The organism is Rhizobium zaerense (assembly GCF_051810725.1).
GTDB classification, from domain to species: domain Bacteria; phylum Pseudomonadota; class Alphaproteobacteria; order Rhizobiales; family Rhizobiaceae; genus Rhizobium; species Rhizobium leguminosarum_I.
Genome location: NZ_CM132690.1, coordinates 3,174,142 through 3,191,792, shown reverse-complemented (window position 1 = coordinate 3,191,792; position 17,651 = coordinate 3,174,142). Strand labels below are relative to the sequence as shown.

The 17,651-nt window shown below is 60.6% G+C and carries 17 protein-coding genes; 13 read left to right on the top strand and 4 right to left on the bottom strand.

All coding sequences use genetic code 11. From position 1 onward, the window contains the following. Window positions 1–73: 73 nt before the first annotated feature. The 4 genes from ACS4RR_RS15440 to ACS4RR_RS15425 form a co-directional block, all read right to left on the bottom strand. The gene (locus ACS4RR_RS15440; protein WP_162118803.1) at window positions 74–505 is read right to left on the bottom strand and encodes an HIT family protein; all 432 of its coding nucleotides are present in this window, start codon (window positions 503–505) and stop codon (window positions 74–76) included. 55 nt (window positions 506–560) lie between these two features. Then, a complete protein-coding gene (locus ACS4RR_RS15435) occupies window positions 561–1,751 on the bottom strand; it encodes a GNAT family N-acetyltransferase (RefSeq protein ID WP_260110768.1) in 1,191 nt (396 codons plus the stop codon). 178 nt (window positions 1,752–1,929) lie between these two features. Beyond that, window positions 1,930–2,649 carry a glycerophosphodiester phosphodiesterase gene (locus ACS4RR_RS15430; protein WP_260110769.1) on the bottom strand — a complete coding sequence of 240 codons (720 nt, stop codon included), beginning with the start codon at window positions 2,647–2,649 and terminating at the stop codon, window positions 1,930–1,932. Further along, window positions 2,646–3,116 (bottom strand): RidA family protein, encoded by a 471-nt coding sequence (locus ACS4RR_RS15425; protein WP_018496796.1) that lies wholly within the window; start codon window positions 3,114–3,116, stop codon window positions 2,646–2,648. Before ACS4RR_RS15425 ends, ACS4RR_RS15430 begins: the two co-directional genes overlap by 4 nt. 136 nt (window positions 3,117–3,252) lie before the next feature. Here ACS4RR_RS15425 and ACS4RR_RS15420 point away from each other — a divergent pair, with 136 nt between their 5' ends. The 13 genes from ACS4RR_RS15420 to bamA all read left to right on the top strand — a co-directional run bounded on the left by ACS4RR_RS15420 (window position 3,253) and on the right by bamA (window position 17,651). Continuing rightward, the gene (locus ACS4RR_RS15420; protein ID WP_017964136.1) at window positions 3,253–4,089 is read left to right on the top strand and encodes a cell envelope integrity EipB family protein; all 837 of its coding nucleotides are present in this window, start codon (window positions 3,253–3,255) and stop codon (window positions 4,087–4,089) included. 191 nt (window positions 4,090–4,280) lie between these two features. Further along, window positions 4,281–5,357: a toxic anion resistance protein gene (locus ACS4RR_RS15415; protein WP_456188990.1), complete on the top strand. Its 1,077-nt coding sequence runs from the start codon at window positions 4,281–4,283 to the stop codon at window positions 5,355–5,357. 14 nt (window positions 5,358–5,371) lie between these two features. Beyond that, a complete protein-coding gene (locus ACS4RR_RS15410) occupies window positions 5,372–6,940 on the top strand; it encodes a substrate-binding domain-containing protein (protein ID WP_456190146.1) in 1,569 nt (522 codons plus the stop codon). 7 nt (window positions 6,941–6,947) lie between these two features. Further along, window positions 6,948–7,565: a 5-bromo-4-chloroindolyl phosphate hydrolysis family protein gene (locus ACS4RR_RS15405; RefSeq protein WP_170258300.1), complete on the top strand. Its 618-nt coding sequence runs from the start codon at window positions 6,948–6,950 to the stop codon at window positions 7,563–7,565. Then, window positions 7,565–8,671: a type 2 periplasmic-binding domain-containing protein gene (locus tag ACS4RR_RS15400; RefSeq protein ID WP_260110772.1), complete on the top strand. Its 1,107-nt coding sequence runs from the start codon at window positions 7,565–7,567 to the stop codon at window positions 8,669–8,671. Before ACS4RR_RS15405 ends, ACS4RR_RS15400 begins: the two co-directional genes overlap by 1 nt. 180 nt (window positions 8,672–8,851) lie before the next feature. Then, the gene (gene rpsB, locus ACS4RR_RS15395) at window positions 8,852–9,619 is read left to right on the top strand and encodes a 30S ribosomal protein S2 (RefSeq protein WP_017964141.1); all 768 of its coding nucleotides are present in this window, start codon (window positions 8,852–8,854) and stop codon (window positions 9,617–9,619) included. Window positions 9,620–9,875: 256 nt separating this feature from the next. After that, on the top strand, window positions 9,876–10,802 hold the full coding sequence (gene tsf / locus ACS4RR_RS15390) for a translation elongation factor Ts (RefSeq protein ID WP_017964142.1): 927 nt from the start codon (window positions 9,876–9,878) through the stop codon (window positions 10,800–10,802). A 96-nt stretch (window positions 10,803–10,898) separates the two neighbouring features. After that, window positions 10,899–11,621, top strand: coding sequence for a UMP kinase (gene pyrH / locus ACS4RR_RS15385; protein ID WP_003539289.1), 723 nt, complete (start codon window positions 10,899–10,901; stop codon window positions 11,619–11,621). Between the two features lie 164 nt (window positions 11,622–11,785). After that, on the top strand, window positions 11,786–12,346 hold the full coding sequence (gene frr / locus ACS4RR_RS15380; RefSeq protein ID WP_017964143.1) for a ribosome recycling factor: 561 nt from the start codon (window positions 11,786–11,788) through the stop codon (window positions 12,344–12,346). 37 nt (window positions 12,347–12,383) lie between these two features. Further along, on the top strand, window positions 12,384–13,127 hold the full coding sequence (locus tag ACS4RR_RS15375) for an isoprenyl transferase (protein WP_017964144.1): 744 nt from the start codon (window positions 12,384–12,386) through the stop codon (window positions 13,125–13,127). Further along, window positions 13,127–13,957: a phosphatidate cytidylyltransferase gene (locus tag ACS4RR_RS15370; RefSeq protein ID WP_017964145.1), complete on the top strand. Its 831-nt coding sequence runs from the start codon at window positions 13,127–13,129 to the stop codon at window positions 13,955–13,957. The genes ACS4RR_RS15375 and ACS4RR_RS15370 overlap by 1 nt, the downstream gene beginning before the upstream one ends. A gap of 28 nt (window positions 13,958–13,985) precedes the next feature. Further along, window positions 13,986–15,119, top strand: coding sequence for an RIP metalloprotease RseP (gene rseP, locus ACS4RR_RS15365; protein WP_017964146.1), 1,134 nt, complete (start codon window positions 13,986–13,988; stop codon window positions 15,117–15,119). A gap of 198 nt (window positions 15,120–15,317) precedes the next feature. Further along, window positions 15,318–17,651: an outer membrane protein assembly factor BamA gene (gene bamA, locus ACS4RR_RS15360; RefSeq protein ID WP_017964147.1), complete on the top strand. Its 2,334-nt coding sequence runs from the start codon at window positions 15,318–15,320 to the stop codon at window positions 17,649–17,651.

Here is a 17,651-nt window from a genome sequence, read left to right as displayed (position 1 = left end):
ATTGGAAAAAGGCCGCGTCACCGCGGCCTTTTTTGGTTTTCGGCTCGTTCCATCGCTTTGGCTGATATCGACCTTACGCCAGCGCTGCCCTGATCTTTTCGGCATTGGCGGCCAGCACGGCACCGTCCTCCATCTTGCCGGAATGCGGCTTGAGGGCGGTGCCCTCAAGCCGCGGGATGACGTGGAAATGCAGATGGAACACCGTTTGCCCGGCGGCCGGTTCGTTGAACTGGGCGACGAAAACGCCGTCGGCGTCGAAAACATCCTTGACCGCATTGGCGACCTTCTGGACGACCGTAATCGCACGGGTGAGGGTGGCGGGATCGGCATCGAAGATATTGCGCGACGCCGCCTTCGGAACGACGAGCACGTGGCCCGGCGCCTGCGGCATCACATCCATGATCGCGACGGTATGCTCGTCTTCATAAACCCGGTGCGAAGGGATTTCGCCGCGCAGGATCTTGGCGAAGATGTTGCTGTCGTCATAGGCGGCTGGGCTGGTCATCACGAAAATCTCCTCGTTTCCAGATTATTCGGGTAGCGCGACCGTTGCGGCGGCGTCAATCCTCCTGCTGACGCTCGCCCTTGCGGAACGGACTGTGCTCGCTCAGCAACTCGCTCATCTGTTCGACGTCGGTGCGCTCGCGGGCGAGATAGTCGCCGATCGCCCGGCGAAGGCCGGCATGGGCGACATAATGGGCGGAATGCGTTGTCACCGGCAGGTAACCGCGGGCGAGCTTGTGTTCGCCCTGCGCGCCGGCCTCGACCCGTTTCAACCCTTTCGAAAGGGCGAAGTCGATCGCCTGGTGATAGCAGACCTCGAAATGGAGGAAGGGGTGATCCTCGACGCAGCCCCAGTGACGGCCGTAGAGCGTATCGCCGCCGATGAAGTTGATCGCGCCGGCGACATAGCGCCCGTCGCGCTTGGCCATGACGAGCAGGACGTCGTCGGCCATGCGTTCGCCGATCAGCGAATAGAACTTACGGGTGAGGTAGGGCCGACCCCACTTGCGCCCGCCGGTATCCATGTAGAACTTGAAGAATTGATCCCAGATGCGTTCTGTCAGGTCGCTGCCGGTCAGCCAGTCGATGCTGATACCGTTTTCGAGTGCGGCGCGACGCTCCTTGCGCAACGCCTTGCGTTTGCGCGAGGCAAGCGTTTCGAGGAATTCCTCGTGATTGGCATAGCCGTCATTGATGAAATGGAACTGCTGGTCGGTGCGGTGCAGATAGCCGTCCATCTCGAAGACGCCGATCTCATCATCTGGCACGAAGGTGATATGGGCCGAGGAGATGCCGAGCCGGCGCACGACCTCCTTCAGGCTTTCGGCGATAGCGCTCTGGATCGGAAGCCGCTGCAGCCCCTCGGCGACAAGAAGACGCGGGCCTGTCGCCGGGGTGAACGGGATCGAGCACTGAAGTTTGGGATAATAACGCCCGCCGGCCCGCTCGAAGGCGTCGGCCCAGCCATGGTCGAAGACATATTCGCCCTGGCTGTGGTTCTTGAGATAGCCGGGCAGGGCGCCGACCAGTTCGCCGCGATCGGTCTCGAGCAGCAGGTGGTGGCCGAGCCAGCCGGTCTCGGCGTCGGCCGAACCGGATTCCTCCAGCGATGATAAAAAGGCGTGCGAAACGAAGGGGTTGTAAGCAAGCGTACTGCAGGACTTCGATGCCCCGGAAAGCCTGGACCAGCTCTCCGGGGAAATCGCGGTGAAGGAGCGTTCTACGCGAATGGATAGTTCTTCATTCATGGGGCAAATGGAAGCCTGTGGGAGGATAGTCTCAGCTCTGCCTCACGGCGCCGCACGTCTTTCACACGCGCAAAGGACGCTGTAACACTTTGAGTTGCTGCATAATTTTATCCCCAATTCGATCCGATTTAAGGAATTATGCAGCAGTCTGCGCATGATCTTGGCCAAAAAGCGAGCGTCAAGCAGCCACGCGCGGATCGAAGCCCTCGAAGGTCATCTGGTCTGCATTGGCGAATGTGCGTCGGCGCCCCTCGTCGTCACGCACCGTCCAGGTGATGACGGGAATGCCCTTTTCGCGTTCGCCCGTGATGAAGGCATTCGGCAGGTCGTCATAATAATAGGAGATGAAATCGAGACCGATCGCCATCGCCTTCGCATGCGTGTTGAACGCTTCCGGCGTGTTGCCGTTGGCGGTCAGCCCGAGCGGGTAGGGCGAGCCAAGCGCCTTCAGATCGCGCAGCAGCCAGTGATCGAAGCTCATCAGCGCCACTTTGCCCTGATAGTTTTCAAGCACCTCGAGCACGTCTTCGGCGAAACCTTCGTCATCGGCCTCGCGGCCCTTGAGCTCCAGCACCAGCGGCACCTTGCCCTTGACGAGGTCGAGGAGCTGGCGCAGCGTCGGCACCTTGTCGCTGGTGCCGCCGACGGCGATCAGTCCGAGTTCCCTGGAGGTGCGCTCGCGGATGTCGCCGCTGAGATTGCACAGGCGCTGCAAGTCCTCGTCGTGAAAGATGACCGGCACGCCGTCGGAGGCGTAATGCAGGTCGCATTCGATCGCAAAGCCCGCTTCGACGGCACGCGAGAATGCCGAAAGCGTATTTTCCCAGATATGGGTGTTGAGATCGTGATAGCCGCGATGGGCGACCGGCAGGTCCCTGATCCAGGCAGCATTGGTCATTCGGCGATTTCCATGATAGCGTCTATCTCGACGGCGGCGTTCAACGGCAGGGCGGCCATGCCGACAGCAGCACGCGCATGTTTGCCGGCTTCGCCGAGCACGCCGGCAATCAGGTTCGAAGCGCCATTGATAACGAGATGCTGCTCAATGAAGTCGGGCGCCGAGGCGACGAAGCCGTTCAGCTTGACGACGCGCCGGATACGGCTGAGATCACCGCCAAGTGCCGCCTTCGCCTGGGCAAGGATGTTGATGGCGCAGAGTTCGGCGCCGCGCTGGCCCGTTGCAACGTCGACGGTCTTGCCGAGATGGCCCGATACGGCCACCTTGCCGCCTTCGAGCGGTAGCTGGCCGGAGATGTAGAGGAGATTGCCGCTGATGACATAGGGAACGTAATTTGCAGCAGGTGCTGCGGCTTCGGGCAGGGTTATCCCCATCTCAATCAGGCGCGCTGCTATTTCATCGGACATTTTCGTCTCCGCTTTTATTGTCAATTCTTCTAAAATTATGCATCAAGACTAGAATCTTTAATATGACAGTTTCGAGCCTCGATTTGGCCGAAAGCGTTCTTATAACATCGCGAGCGAGTCCAACAGGAGTTAGTGAATGTTCCGATCGAGTCTTGTCGCTCTGCTTCTTGCCAGCGTTTCCGCCAATGCATGGGCGGCTGCGCCCGCGGTAAGCGCTGCGATCGCGACCGGCCTCGTCGCACATCGTGCGGTCTACGATCTGGAATTGAAGGACGCCTCGGACCGCTCTGGCATCGCCGCCATGTATGGTCGCATGGTCTATGAGTTCGATGGCAGCTATTGCCAGGGCTTCACCACCAATTTCCGCTTCGTGACGCAGATCGACACCGGCGACAACGTTCGCGTCAGCGACCAGCAGACGAAGACCTTCGAGAACCTGAAGGACGGCAAGTTCACCTTCGACACCAAGTCCTTCACTGACGACCAGCTCGACAAGGAGGTCAACGGTGCGGCTCAGGATCAGCCGGATGGTGTCAAGGTCGATCTGACGCAGCCGGCGAGCCGCGAGCTGCAGCTTTTAGAAAGCCGTTTTCCCACAGAACATATGCTCGACGTGATCCAGCACGCCAAGGACGGCAAGCGCTTCTTCGAGGCGCGCGTCTTCGACGGTTCGGACGACGGCGACAAGTCGCTGGTGACGACGACGATCGTCGGCAAGCAGGAGACGCCGATCGCCGAGGAAACCGATGCCGGTAACGCCGGCGCTTTCTCCAAGACGGCCTTCTGGCCGGTAACGATCGCCTATTTCAACGAGAGTGCGAAATCCGATGCTTTGCCGGTCTACCGCATGTCGTTCAAGCTTTATGAGAACGGCATCACCCGCGACCTGACGATGGACTACGGCGATTTCGTCCTGACCGGCAAGCTCGCCAAGCTGGAGCTGCTCGACCGCAAGGCCGAGGTTTGCAAATAGGCGACGAGATCTCGCCTGTCATAAAACTGTATCATAAAATTCACTATGGTTCGGCGATCAGCGATGACTGAGTCGCCGTCTGTCGTCCTGCTTTTCGGGTCGGTGCGATCCGAGCGGCCAAGCCATTGCGATGACGTCTATCTGTCAGACCGCGTAGACCATTACGCATCGCAAGCTTGAAAGCCCGAACCATGGCCGATACCGATCTCGCGACTGTTCAAAATGCTGCCCTGCCGGTTGTCGTCGGCGATCCGGCGGAAATTGCCCGCATTTCCGATAGCATCGACATCACCGACCGCGCCGGCATCTCGGTCTATGGTGACCGCGCCCAGCAGGCGGTCAGCGATTATGCCGACAGGATCCTGCGCGAAGTTCGCAACAAGGACGTCGGCGATGTCGGCCGCCTGCTGACCGACATCATCCTCAAATCGAAGAGCCTCGATCCGGCGTCATTGAAGGACAAGGGTTTCCTTAGCCGCATGTTTTTCTCAGCCAAGGCCCGACTCGAACGCTTAAAGGCGGAATTCGAGGACGTAGCCGGCCAGATCGACCGGATCGGCCTGGAGCTCGACCGTCACAAGGATACGCTGAGGCGCGACATTGCGCTGCTCGACGACCTGCATGAAGAAACCCGGCAATCGATCATGCGGCTCGAGGCCTATGTCCAGGCCGGCAAGACTTTCGCCGAGCGTTTTCGCAGCGTCGAGCTGCCGAGGCTGAAGGCGCAAGCCGAGGCGGCAGCGACAGGCCCCGGCGGCGGCATGCTGGAGGCGCAGACCTATCAGGACAGCCTGCAGGCGCTCGACCGGCTGGAAAAGCGGGTCTTCTACCTGCAGCAGGCCCGCCAGCTCGGTATCCAGCAATTACCGCAGATCCGCATCGTTCAGGCGGGCGACGAAACGCTGATCGAGAACCTGCAGGCGACTTCGGCGCTGACGGTGCCGGCCTGGAAGCAGAAGATGGTGATCCTGCTCGGCCTGACGCGGCAGAAATCGGCGCTCGACCTGCAGAAGGCGGTGACCGACGCCACCAACGACATGATCCGCCAGGCATCCGAGATGATGAAGGATCAGGCGATATCAATCGAGCAGCAGTCGCAGCGCGGCATCGTCGATATCGACACGCTTGCCAAGGCGAACAGGGATCTGATCGATACGATATCCGGCGTGCTGCAGGTTCAGGAGGAGGGTCGGCGAAAGCGGGCGCTCGCCGAGCAGCAGATGGAGCAGATGACGATCGAACTCAAGAAGGCGATGACCCAGGCGTGATCGGCAAGATGGCGATGCGAGCACTGCTTTCAGGCTTGGCACTTCTTGCAGCTCTGCCCCTTGCCGGCTGCAATCCCTTCGGCCAGGGGCCGGATTTCTCGATCGTATCGGGATCGGAGAATACCATTCTGCAGCCGATCGTTGAGGAATTCTGCAAGCAGAAGAACGCCACCTGCACCTTCAAATATGAAGGCACGCTCGATATCGGCCTGGCGTTGCAGAGCGACGAGGGCGTCGCGCAGGATGCGGTCTGGCCGGCTTCCAGCGTCTGGGTCGACATGTTCGACACCAAGCGCCGCGTCAAGAGCTTGACCTCGATCGCTCAAACGCCGGTGGTCTTGGGTGTGCGCAGATCGAAGGCGCAGCAGCTTGGCTGGATCGGCAAGGATGTATTCATGAAAGACATTCTCGCTGCTGTCGAGAGCGGATCACTGAAGTTCCTGATGACCTCGGCGACGCAATCCAATTCGGGCGCCAGCGCCTATCTTGCCATGCTGTCGAGCGCACTCGGCAACAAACCGGTAATCGAACCCGGCGATCTCGACGACAGACACGTCCAGGAAAGCGTCCGGTCGCTGCTGTCAGGTGTCGTGCGCTCTTCCGGTTCTTCGGGCTGGCTCGCCGATCTCTATGTCGAATCCGCCGGCAAGGGCACCGTCTATGACGCGATGTGGAATTACGAAGCGGTGCTGAAGGAAACCAACGACAAGCTCGCTGCCCTGTCGCAGGAACCGCTTTACGCCATCTATCCGGCTGATGGTGTGGCCATGGCGGATTCGCCGATCGGTTTCGTCGATCATGGCCGCGGGCCAGAAGTCCAGACCTTCTTCAAGGATCTGCTCGCCTATCTGAGCTCTGCCCCCGTGCAGCAGCGCATCGCCGATAGCGGCCGGCGCATTCCGCTGACCGGCGTTGCCGCAAAACCGGAGCCGAGCTGGAATTTCGATCCCGCCCGGCTGGTGACGGCGATCCGCATGCCGGAGGCGAGCGTCATCCGCCAGGCGCTCAACCTTTATCAGGCGGCGCTGCGCAAACCGTCGTTGACCGCGCTCTGCCTCGATTTTTCCGGCTCGATGCAAGGTGACGGCGAGGACCAGTTGCAGAAGGCGATGCGTTTCCTGTTGACGCCCGACGAAGCGAGCAAGGTGCTGGTGCAATGGTCGCCCGCCGATCAGATTATCGTCATTCCCTTCGACGGCAACGTGCGCAGCACGTTCGTGGCGAGTGGAAACCCGCTGGAGCAGGAAGGGCTGCTGAACGAGATTTCCCGCCAGAAGGCCGATGGCGGCACGAACATGTATGCCTGCGCCGAACGAGCTCTGCAGCAGATTGCCCGAACCGACAGGCTCTCGACTTATCTGCCTGCCATCGTCATCATGACCGACGGCAAGTCCGATGATCAAAGCCAAGCTTTCATGCGTTCATGGAACGCGATGGAGCCACATGTGCCGATCTTCGGCATCACATTCGGCGATGCCGACAAGACGCAGCTCGACAGCCTCGCCAAGCTGAGCTCAGCGCGCGTGTTCGACGGCGGCTCGGATCTCGCCACCGCCTTTCGTACGGCGCGGGGCTATAATTAGGACAGGCATGCGCAACTGGCTCGGCAATGACGGCAACTGGATCGTAGCGGGACTGGCGGCGGCAATCACCGTGCCGTTCTTGAGCTTTGCCGCCGGCATGCCGTTCTGGATCGCTGCCATCATCGCCCTCCTGGTCTTTGCCGGCCTTGTCATTCTGCTTGCACCGCGCCGGCTGTTCGAAGGCCTCGATATCAAGCGCATCGGCAGTGGACGCGTCGCCTTTGCCCGCGACCTGCTGGAGGCCGCCGTTCCCTTTGCCGAACGCCTGGAGACTGCCGCGGATGTGATCGGCGACAAACAGATGGCGGCCGCAGTCCGGCATCTCGCTGAAATCGCCGCCGATGTCTTTCGAAAGGTCGAAGCCAAGCCCGAAAGTGCCAATGCCGTGCGGCGGTTCCTCTCCTATTATCTGCCGCGTTCTGCCGAGCTGGCGGAAGGGTTTGCCGTCATCGAGGCCAAGCGCGTTCCCGACCTCAAGCAGCTGGAGGAAGTGCGCGGCGTGCTGGTGAAGCTCGAAGAGGCCTTCGTCCATTATGCCGACAGTCTGGTTGATGAGGAACTCGGCACGCTCGACACCGATCTGCGCCTCATCCAGGCATCGCTCAAAGAGGATATCGGACGCTGATGGCCCTTTCTCGTCGCGCCTTTGGAGTGGGACTGCTCGGAGCCGGCGTCGCGGGCACCGGCGGTTATTTCGCCGTCCGGGATCGGCCGGAATTGCAGGGCCTGCTCGGCAGCCGCACGACGTTGTTCGGCTTCATCGGCGGCGAGAAGGAGGCCTTCCTGGCCGATCCTGACGTCATCAGGGCGCTCGGCGGATACGGGTTGACGGTGGACAGCCGCGTCGCGGGCTCCGTGGAGATGGTCCGCGAACAGGCGCTGCTGTCGCAGCGTCCGCAATTCCTCTGGCCGTCCTCCTCGATCATGGTCGATATCGCCAGGCAAAACGGCATCAATATCCGCGACGACCGCGTCGTGCTGAACACACCGATCGTCGTCTATTCCTGGCAGCCCGTCGTCGACGGACTGATGAAAGCGGGATTGGTGACGGTGACGAACGAAGGTCATCATCAGCTCGACCTCAAGGCGTTGCTTGATGCGATTCTTGCCGGATCCGACTGGTCGAAGCTCGGCGTCAATTCGCTCTACGGCCGCGCCCGCATCGTCTCGACCGATCCGAACCGCTCGAATTCCGGCTTCATGTTCGCCGGCCTCGCGCTCAGCCTTTTCAGCGGCAATGTCGCGACATCAGGTGACCTTGGCACCTTTGGCGGCAAAGTGCAGGCGATCTTCCGCAACATGGGCTTCAAGTCACCATCCTCAGGCAAGCTTTTCGACCAGTATCTGGCAGGCGGCCTCGGCGGCGAGCCGATGATCGTCGGCTATGAGAACCAGCTGGTCGAATGGATCCTCGCCGATCCCGCGCGATGGCAACGCATCAAGGCGAGCGCCGGCGCAAAGCCCGTGGTGCTCTATCCGCGCCCGACCGTTTATTCGGCACATCCGCTGATCGTCGTCGACGAGAGCGCCAACCGGCTGATCGAAGCGCTGGTGAGCGCGAAGCTCCAGGAACTTGCCTGGACGAGACACGGCTTCCGTGGTCCGCTGGGAACTGCCACCGGTAATGCCGACAGCGCGATCGGCTCTCTGCTGCCGGCCGAGGTCGATGCCATCCTGCCGATGCCGGATGCGGGCGTCATGCTGTCGCTGCTGCCGACACTGCTAAGCTAAGCGGCCAGGTTTTTCCGCATAAGCCTTGCTTTTGCGCCAAATCGAATGTATGGGCACCGGCATTCCACACGTAAGGCATGGGATCGTCCGGGAGAAATCCGGGCTGTTCCGCCCGGTGGCATTCTCGAAGAGGATGCTGTTCGCCTTGCGGAGGTTCAACCGGAAAAGGAGTAACAAGGCATGGCATTGCCTGATTTTTCTATGCGCCAGCTTCTTGAGGCAGGCGTCCACTTCGGCCACCAGACGCATCGCTGGAACCCGAAGATGAAGCCGTACATCTTCGGCGATCGCAATAACATCCACATCATCGACCTGGCTCAGACCGTTCCGATGCTGTCGCGCGCCCTTCAGGTCGTCAGCGACACCGTTGCCCGCGGCGGCCGTGTTCTCTTCGTCGGCACCAAGCGCCAGGCGTCTGAGATCATCGCCGACAGCGCCAAGCGCTCGGCCCAGTACTACGTCAACTCGCGCTGGCTCGGCGGCATGATGACGAACTGGAAGACGATCTCCAACTCGATCCAGCGCCTGCGCAAGCTCGACGAGATCCTGAACGGCGAAGCCCAGGGCTTCACAAAGAAGGAACGCCTGAACCTCGAGCGCGAGCGTGAAAAGCTCGACAAGGCTCTCGGCGGTATCCGCGATATGGGCGGCACGCCCGACCTGATGTTCATCATCGACACCAACAAGGAAAAGATCGCGATCGACGAAGCCAAGCGCCTCGGCATTCCGGTTGTCGCCATCATCGATTCGAACTGCGATCCGGACCTGATCGACTATCCGATCCCGGGTAACGACGACGCATCGCGCGCGATCGCCCTTTACTGCGAGCTGATCTCCCGCGCCGCCATCGACGGCATCGCGCGTCAGCAGGGCTCTTCCGGCCGCGATCTCGGCGCATCCTTCGAAGTTCCGGTCGAGCCGGCTCTCGAGGAATCAGCCGAAGGCTGATGAAAGCAGGCGGATCGAAAAGGTCCGCCGATGCTTGCAGAGACTGGGCTTGCAGAGACTGGGAAAGGCCGCTCGCGACTCATCGAAGTTCGGCGGCCTTGCCTGTTTCGAGGGGAGGGCATCAGGCTCTCCGCCCGATAAGTTTCGTTATGACGCGTCTTCATCACGCTGTCATACACACAGGTACATTTCGTGCCTCAATCCGGTGCCGAGCCGCGCTTTGCGGTCCACCGTATGAACCGACAAGAGGAAGCTAATGAGCGAGATTACGGCTGCAATGGTGAAGGAACTGCGCGAAAAGACCGGCGCAGGCATGATGGACTGCAAGAAGGCTCTTGCTGAAACCGGTGGCGACATGGAAGCGGCGATCGACTGGCTGCGCGCCAAGGGCATCGCCAAGGCCGACAAGAAGTCCGGCCGCACCGCTGCCGAAGGCCTCATCGGCGTTGCGAGCCAGGGCACCAAGGCCGTCGTCGTCGAAGTCAATTCCGAAACCGACTTCGTTGCCCGTAACGATGCCTTCCAGGAACTCGTCCGCGGCATCGCCAAGGTCGCTGTCTCGACCGACGGCACTGTCGAGGCTGTTGCCGCTGCGGCCTACCCGGCATCCGGCAAGTCGGTTTCCGACACGATCAAGGACGCGATCGCAACGATCGGCGAGAACATGAACCTGCGTCGTTCAACCGCTCTCTCCGTCGAGGACGGCGTCGTCGCCACCTATATCCACAATGCTGTTTCCGACGGCCTCGGCAAGCTCGGCGTTCTGGTCGCGCTGAAGTCGACCGGCGACAAGGAAGCCCTGAACGCCATCGGCCGTCAGGTCGCCATGCACATCGCCGCGACCGCGCCGCTGGCGATCCGCCCGGAAGAAGTCGATGCCGCCGTCGCCGAGCGCGAGCGCAATGTCTTCATCGAGCAGTCGCGTGCTTCCGGCAAGCCTGACAACATCATCGAAAAGATGGTCGAAGGCCGCATGCGCAAGTTCTTCGAGGAAGTCGCCCTTCTCTCGCAGGCTTTCGTTATCAATCCGGATCTGACCGTCGCCGCTGCCATCAAGGAAGCTGAAAAGGCCGTCGGCGCGCCGATCGAGGTTGCCGGCATGGCCCGTCTGCTCCTCGGCGAAGGCGTCGAGAAGGAAGAAACCGACTTCGCAGCCGAAGTCGCTGCTGCCGTCAAGGGTTGATCTTCCAGCCATAATTGGGAAAACACGAAGGGCATCGCGTGACAACGCGGTGCCCTTCGTGTATCGGGCATTCACGGCAATTTACGAGGAGCCAAGATGTCTTTAGAGCCTGTCTATAAACGTGTTCTACTCAAGGCTTCCGGCGAAGCGCTGATGGGTGGCCAGGGTTTCGGGATCGATGTGACGGTGGCGGACCGCATTGCATCCGACATCGCCGAGGCAAGGCATATGGGCGTGGAAGTCGGCGTTGTCGTCGGTGGCGGCAATATCTTCCGCGGAGTCGCGGTAGCGTCCAAGGGCGGCGACCGGGTCACCGGCGACCATATGGGCATGCTCGGCACCATCATCAACGCGCTGGCGCTGGCGACGTCGTTGCGCAAGCTGAACATCGATACGGTGGTGCTCTCGGCCATCTCCATGCCGGAGATTTGTGAAAGTTTCTCGCAGCGCGCGACCCTCTACCATCTGTCGATGGGACGCGTGGTGATCTTTGCCGGCGGCACCGGCAATCCCTTCTTCACCACCGATTCCGCTGCGGCACTGCGCGCCGCCGAAATGGGTGCGGAAGCGATCTTCAAGGGCACGCAGGTCGACGGCATCTACACCGCCGACCCCAAGAAATATCCCGATGCGACCCGCCTCGACCGGCTGACGCACCAGGAAGTGCTGGACAGAGGGCTGGCGGTGATGGACGTTGCCGCCGTGGCGCTCGCCAGAGAAAATTCCATTCCGATCATCGTCTTTTCGATCCACGAAAAAGGCGGTTTTGCTGAAATCTTGACGGGCGGTGGCCTCAAGACCATCGTCTCCGACAACTGATATAAGCTGCGCCGCGGTTTCGGCGCAGCCCTCGCTAGAACATGATGATTTTAGGCCCGACGGGCCTAAATCTGAATCATGTTCTACATTAGATAGTTAGAGCATGATGTCGCCCGAAAACCGCTGACACTTTTCGGCATCATGCTCTGGACGGGAGCATCGACATGAGTGAAGGTATAGATATCAAGGAACTGAAGCGCCGCATGGATGGCGCGATTTCCGCATTCAAGGGCGACATCGCATCGCTGCGCACCGGCCGTGCTTCGGCCAACATCCTCGACCCGGTCACGGTCGAGGCCTATGGTTCGCGCATGCCGCTGAACCAGGTCGCCAACATCACCGTGCCTGAGCCGCGCATGCTGTCGGTCTCCGTCTGGGACAAGTCGATGGTCAGCGCCGTCGAGCGCGGCATCCGCGAATCCAATCTCGGCCTCAACCCGATCATCGACGGCCAGAACCTGCGCATTCCGCTGCCGGAACTGAACGAGGAGCGCCGCAAGTCGCTCGTCAAGGTGGCGCACGACTATGCCGAAAAGAGCAAGGTGGCGATTCGCCATGTCCGCCGCGATGGCATGGACGGCCTGAAGAAGGCCGAAAAGGACGGCGTCATCGGCCAGGACGAGAGCCGGGCGCAGTCGGAACGTGTACAGAAGATGACGGACGAGACGATTTCCGAAGTCGACCGCTTGCTTGGCGAGAAGGAAAAGGAAATCATGCAGGTCTAGTGGATCTGTGCCTTTGCCTGGAAAGACCGGACGGGAAATGTCGGAATCTGTATTTGTAACTGTGCCAGAGCATGTTGCCATCATCATGGACGGCAATGGCCGTTGGGCCAAGCAGCGTGGTCTGCCGCGCACGATGGGCCATCGCAAGGGTGTGGAGGCGGTACGCGAGACAGTACGCGCCGCCGGCGCCGTCGGGATAAAATATCTGACCCTCTTTGCCTTCTCCTCGGAGAACTGGCGTCGGCCCGAAGCCGAGGTCTCCGATCTGCTCGGTCTCCTCAAGGCTTTCATCCGCCGCGACCTCGCCGAGCTCCATCGCCAGAACGTGCGGATCAAGGTGATCGGCGACCGCCACAGCCTGCGCAGCGATATTCTCGGCCTGCTGCTCGAAGCCGAGGAAACGACCAAGGACAACACGGCGCTGACGCTGGTCATCGCCTTCAATTATGGTTCTCGCGACGAGATCGCCCGCGCCGCAGTGAGCCTTGCCAGGGATGTCGAGGCTGGCCGCTTGAGGGCGCAGGACATCACCCCGGCGCTGATCAACGCCCGTCTTGACACGGCAGGTATCCCCGATCCGGATCTCATCATCCGCACCAGCGGCGAGGAGCGGCTTTCCAACTTCCTCCTCTGGCAGGCGGCCTATTCGGAATTCATCTTCCTTCCGGAATACTGGCCGGATTTCACCGCCGAGATCTTCCGTTCGGCGCTCGAGACATTCGCCTCTCGCGACCGGCGCTTCGGCGGCCTCTCGTCGCCGGCAGCCGCGGTCGGCACCTGATGCAGAGGGAATTGAAGCTCCGCATTGTTTCAGGGCTGATTCTTGCGGCCATCGTTCTCGCCGCCACCTGGTATGGCGGCCTTGCCTTCCGCATCCTGGCGGTCGTCATTGGCCTGCTGATCTATTATGAATGGTCGAAGATCACGGGTATCGCCCGTGATTGGGTTGCCAATGCCGTCGGCTGGATCGGCGAGGCGGCGATAGCCTTCCTCGTGCTTGTCGGCAATTTCGAATTCGCCGCCGGCATGCTGGCCGGCGTCACCGCCGTCGGCATCGCCCTGATCATCTTGCAGGGCACGAGCCGCTGGTTTCCGACTGGCCTGTTTTATTCCGGCGCTACCGGCCTGGCTCTTGCCGCGATCAGAAGCGATGACCGGCCCGGCCTTTACGCCATGCTCTTCGTCTTTGCCGTCGTCTGGGCAACCGATATCCTTGCCTATTTCGTCGGCAGGGCGCTCGGCGGACCGAAGCTTGCCCCTTCGATCTCGCCTGGAAAGACTTGGTCTGGCGCAATCGGCGGCGCCGTCTCGGCAGTCGCCGCCGGCGTCGTTCTCGTCCATTTTCTCCTTCCGGGCGCTGAAATCATCGCCGCCTTCGTGGCGCTCGTTCTATCGGTTTGCAGCCAGTCCGGCGATCTTTTCGAATCGTTCATCAAGCGGAAATTCGGCGTCAAGGATTCCAGCCGTCTCATTCCGGGCCATGGCGGCGTCATGGACCGTGTCGACGGACTGATTTTTGCCTGTTTTTCGGCGTTCTTGCTTGCAGGGCTTTTTTCCCTGATAAAGGGGACCGGAATGACGTCGCTCGGCGCGGCATTGTTCGGACTCTGACAACGCGGCAGTCTGACGGAAGGCACCCATGGAAACCCTGAGCGGAATATACGCATTTTTGATGGGGAATATCGTCACCTTCATCCTCGTGCTGTCACTGCTCGTCTTCGTGCATGAGATGGGCCATTACCTTGTCGGGCGTTGGAGCGGCATTCGCATCCTTGCCTTTTCCGTCGGTTTCGGTCCGGAGATATTCGGCTTCACCGACCGCCATGGAACGCGCTGGAAGATCTCTGTGATCCCACTTGGCGGCTACGTCCGGTTCTTCGGCGACGAGGATGCCTCGAGCAAGCCCGACACCGACAAGATCGCCGCCATGTCCGAAGAGGACAGGGCGCGCTCCTTTGCCGGCGCCAAGCTATGGAAACGAGCTGTAACCGTCGCGGCTGGCCCGATTGCCAATTTTCTGCTGGCGATCGCCATCTTCACCATTCTTTTCTCAGTCTATGGCCGCATGATCGCCGATCCTGTCGTTGCCGAAGTCAAGCCTGATGGCGCTGCCGCCGCCGCCGGCATCCTTCCAGGCGATCTATTGGTCGCCATCGATGGCGGTAAGGTCGAGACCTTCGACGACGTGCGCCGCTATGTCAGCATCCGGCCGAGCCAGCAGATCGTCGTGACGATCGAGCGCGCCGGCCAGAAGCTCGACGTGCCGATGGTGCCGCAACGCACCGACACGACTGACCAGTTCGGTAACAAGGCTGAGGTCGGCCAGATCGGCATCGTCACGAACCAGCAGGCCGGCAATTTCCGCCTGCAGACCTATACGCCGCTCCAGGCGCTGCGTGAGTCTGTGCTCCAGACCCGGGATATCGTCACCGGCACCTTCAAATATATCGGTAACATCTTCAGCGGAACGATGCGCGCCGACCAATTGGGCGGGCCGATCCGCGTCGCGCAAGCCTCGGGCCAGATGGCGTCGCTTGGGATAGGCGCAGTGTTGCAGCTTGCGGCGGTGCTTTCTGTTTCGATAGGATTGCTTAACCTGATGCCGGTTCCGGTACTTGATGGCGGCCACTTGATGTTCTATGCGGTGGAAGCGGTGAGGGGAAAGCCGCTCGGCTCTTCGGCCCAGGAAATTGCATTTCGCATCGGCTTGGCGATGATCCTGACATTGATGGTTTTCACGACCTGGAACGACATTGGCTCGTTGAGAGGGTAAACGCGCAAGGCGGGGCCAATTACTATTTATTTACGATGTTTCAAGGCTGTAGTGGCGAATGGGTCACGCTTGCAAATGAAGTAAACAGAAATTAACGACCTGCCTTGCTTGTATGTCAAAAGCGGGTAAAACGACACACGTGACCGGAATCGGGTTCTCCCGGAACCGGGGACGAGGGAAACAAAGGTAATAGGTGAAATGAAGGCTGGTTCAAAGTTTTTGAACGCAGTATCGGCGGTTGCGCTGTCTGCTAGTGTTGTTGCTTCGGGCGCAGGTGCTTTGACGTTCGTTTCCGCTACGGCCGCTGAGGCCGCGGTTATCCAGCGCATCGATGTGCGCGGCGCAAGCCGTGTCGGCGCGGAAGCCGTCCGGTCGAACCTTACCATCGCTCCCGGCAAGAGTTTTTCCAACAGCGATATCGATGCCTCGGTCAAGCAGCTCTACGGGACGGGCTACTTCTCCGACGTCAAGATCTCGGTCTCCGGAAGCACGCTCGTCGTCAACGTCCAGGAAGCCCAGCTCGTCAATCAGGTTGTCTTCAACGGCAACCGCAAGATCAAGGACGACAAGCTCGCGACTGTCGTCCAGACCCATGCAGCCGGCCCTTATAGCGACGCCCAGATTCAAGCTGACATCCAGTCGATCAAGGACGCCTACGCCGCCACCGGCCGCAGCGAGGTCGAAGTTACGACGCAGGTGGTGCCGCTCGGCGAAGGCCGCGTCAACCTTGCCTTCGTCATCAACGAGGGGGACCGCACCAAGATCGATTCGATCAACTTCGTCGGCAACAATGCCTACAGCGCCGGCCGCCTGGCTGCCGTCATCGCCACCAAGCGTTCGAACTTCCTGTCGTTCCTGACCCGCAAGGACGTCTATAACGAAGACAAGCTCCACGCTGACGAAGAAGCGCTGCGCCAGTTCTATTACAATCGCGGCTACGCCGACATGCGCATCGTCTCTTCCGATGCAACGTTCGACGATGCGACCAACAAATACACGCTCACCTTCAACATCGAGGAAGGCCAGCGTTACGACTTCGGACCAGTGACCGTTCAGTCGACCGTCGAAGGCGTCGGCTCCGACCAGCTGCAGCCGCTCGTGCGCACTCGCGAAGGCCAGGTCTACAGCGCCAAGGAAGTGCAGAAGTCGATCGAGGCGATCTCCGATCAGGTGGCGTCTGCCGGTTATCCCTTTGCACGTGTCACGCCGCGCGGTAACCGCGACCTTAACAACAACACGATCGGTGTTGAATATCTGGTCGACCAGGGCGAGCGCGCCTATGTCGAGCGCATCGAGATCCGCGGCAACAGCCGTACGCGCGACTACGTCATCCGCCGCGAATTCGACATGAGCGAAGGCGACGCCTTCAACCAGCAGATGATCACCAAGGCCAAGCGTCGTCTCGAAGCGCTCGGTTATTTCTCCTCGGTCAACATCTCCACCCAACCGGGCAGTTCCCCGGACCGTGTCGTGGTGGTCGTCGACGTGCAGGATCAGTCGACCGGTTCGTTCGGTGTCGGCGCGGGTTATGCCGCCGGCGGCGACGGCTTGCTGCTCGAAGCATCGATCGAGGAAAAGAACTTCCTCGGCCGCGGCCAGTACATCCGCATCTCGGCCGGTGGCGGCCAGGAAGGCTCGCGCGCTTACGGCGTCAGCTTCACCGAACCCTATTTCCTCGGCTACCGTCTGGCGGCAGGCTTCGACGTCAATCGCAGCGAAACGTCGAGCAACAGCAATTACGATTACGAGGAAACCAGCGTTGTCCTGCGCGTCACTGCGCCGATTACCGAAGATCTGGCGACGACCTTCCGCTATAACTACAAGCAGATGAAGTACGATGGCGATACCTCGGACCTGTCGGCGACCTACGCCAATCTGGTCGATGAGAGCCCGTGGACACGCTCTTCCGTCTCGCAGACGCTGACCTACAACACGCTTGACGACACCGTCCTGCCGCGTGAAGGCATCTATGCGACGGCGACGCAGGAAATTGCCGGCCTCGGCGGCGACTCGCAGTTCTACAAGATCTACGGCAAGGCCCGCTACTACCATCTGCTTGCCGACGATGCCGATATCATCGGCTCGGTCTCGGGTTCGGCTGGTTATGTCGTCCCCTTCGGCGACCATCTGAACGTCTTCGACCAGTTCACGCTGACCAACGGCGATATTCGCGGCTTCGAGAACAAGGGTATCGGCCCGCGCATCACCGGGGACCACGATGACCCGCTCGGTGGCACGACCTATTTCACGGCGTCTGCTGAAGCGACCTTCCCAATGCCGGGCTTCCCGCGTGACTTCAATCTGCGCGGCGCAGTCTTTGCCGATGCCGGCACGCTGTTTGGCAATGATGTCGAGCTTCTCGGGGCCGACCAGGCCGAGGGCACCAGCGCTTCGCTGCGTGCTTCCGTCGGTGTCGGTGTCGTCTGGCAGTCTCCCTTCGGTGCATTGCGTCTGGATTACGCGATCCCGGTCCTCAAGGAAGACTTCGACAAGACGCAGAACTTCAAGTTTGGCATCAACAACCAATTCTGA

Bases quoted from the DNA above. Each gene is read 5' to 3' on its own strand.
- ACS4RR_RS15440 (WP_162118803.1), bottom strand. From the start codon at position 505: ATGACCAGCCCAGCCGCCTATGACGACAGCAACATCTTCGCCAAGATC.
- ACS4RR_RS15435 (WP_260110768.1), bottom strand. From the start codon at position 1,751: ATGAATGAAGAACTATCCATTCGCGTAGAACGCTCCTTCACCGCGATT.
- ACS4RR_RS15430 (WP_260110769.1), bottom strand. From the start codon at position 2,649: ATGACCAATGCTGCCTGGATCAGGGACCTGCCGGTCGCCCATCGCGGC.
- ACS4RR_RS15425 (WP_018496796.1), bottom strand. From the start codon at position 3,116: ATGTCCGATGAAATAGCAGCGCGCCTGATTGAGATGGGGATAACCCTG.
- ACS4RR_RS15420 (WP_017964136.1), top strand. From the start codon at position 3,253: ATGTTCCGATCGAGTCTTGTCGCTCTGCTTCTTGCCAGCGTTTCCGCC.
- ACS4RR_RS15415 (WP_456188990.1), top strand. From the start codon at position 4,281: ATGGCCGATACCGATCTCGCGACTGTTCAAAATGCTGCCCTGCCGGTT.
- ACS4RR_RS15410 (WP_456190146.1), top strand. From the start codon at position 5,372: ATGCGAGCACTGCTTTCAGGCTTGGCACTTCTTGCAGCTCTGCCCCTT.
- ACS4RR_RS15405 (WP_170258300.1), top strand. From the start codon at position 6,948: ATGCGCAACTGGCTCGGCAATGACGGCAACTGGATCGTAGCGGGACTG.
- ACS4RR_RS15400 (WP_260110772.1), top strand. From the start codon at position 7,565: ATGGCCCTTTCTCGTCGCGCCTTTGGAGTGGGACTGCTCGGAGCCGGC.
- rpsB (WP_017964141.1), top strand. From the start codon at position 8,852: ATGGCATTGCCTGATTTTTCTATGCGCCAGCTTCTTGAGGCAGGCGTC.
- tsf (WP_017964142.1), top strand. From the start codon at position 9,876: ATGAGCGAGATTACGGCTGCAATGGTGAAGGAACTGCGCGAAAAGACC.
- pyrH (WP_003539289.1), top strand. From the start codon at position 10,899: ATGTCTTTAGAGCCTGTCTATAAACGTGTTCTACTCAAGGCTTCCGGC.
- frr (WP_017964143.1), top strand. From the start codon at position 11,786: ATGAGTGAAGGTATAGATATCAAGGAACTGAAGCGCCGCATGGATGGC.
- ACS4RR_RS15375 (WP_017964144.1), top strand. From the start codon at position 12,384: ATGTCGGAATCTGTATTTGTAACTGTGCCAGAGCATGTTGCCATCATC.
- ACS4RR_RS15370 (WP_017964145.1), top strand. From the start codon at position 13,127: ATGCAGAGGGAATTGAAGCTCCGCATTGTTTCAGGGCTGATTCTTGCG.
- rseP (WP_017964146.1), top strand. From the start codon at position 13,986: ATGGAAACCCTGAGCGGAATATACGCATTTTTGATGGGGAATATCGTC.
- bamA (WP_017964147.1), top strand. From the start codon at position 15,318: ATGAAGGCTGGTTCAAAGTTTTTGAACGCAGTATCGGCGGTTGCGCTG.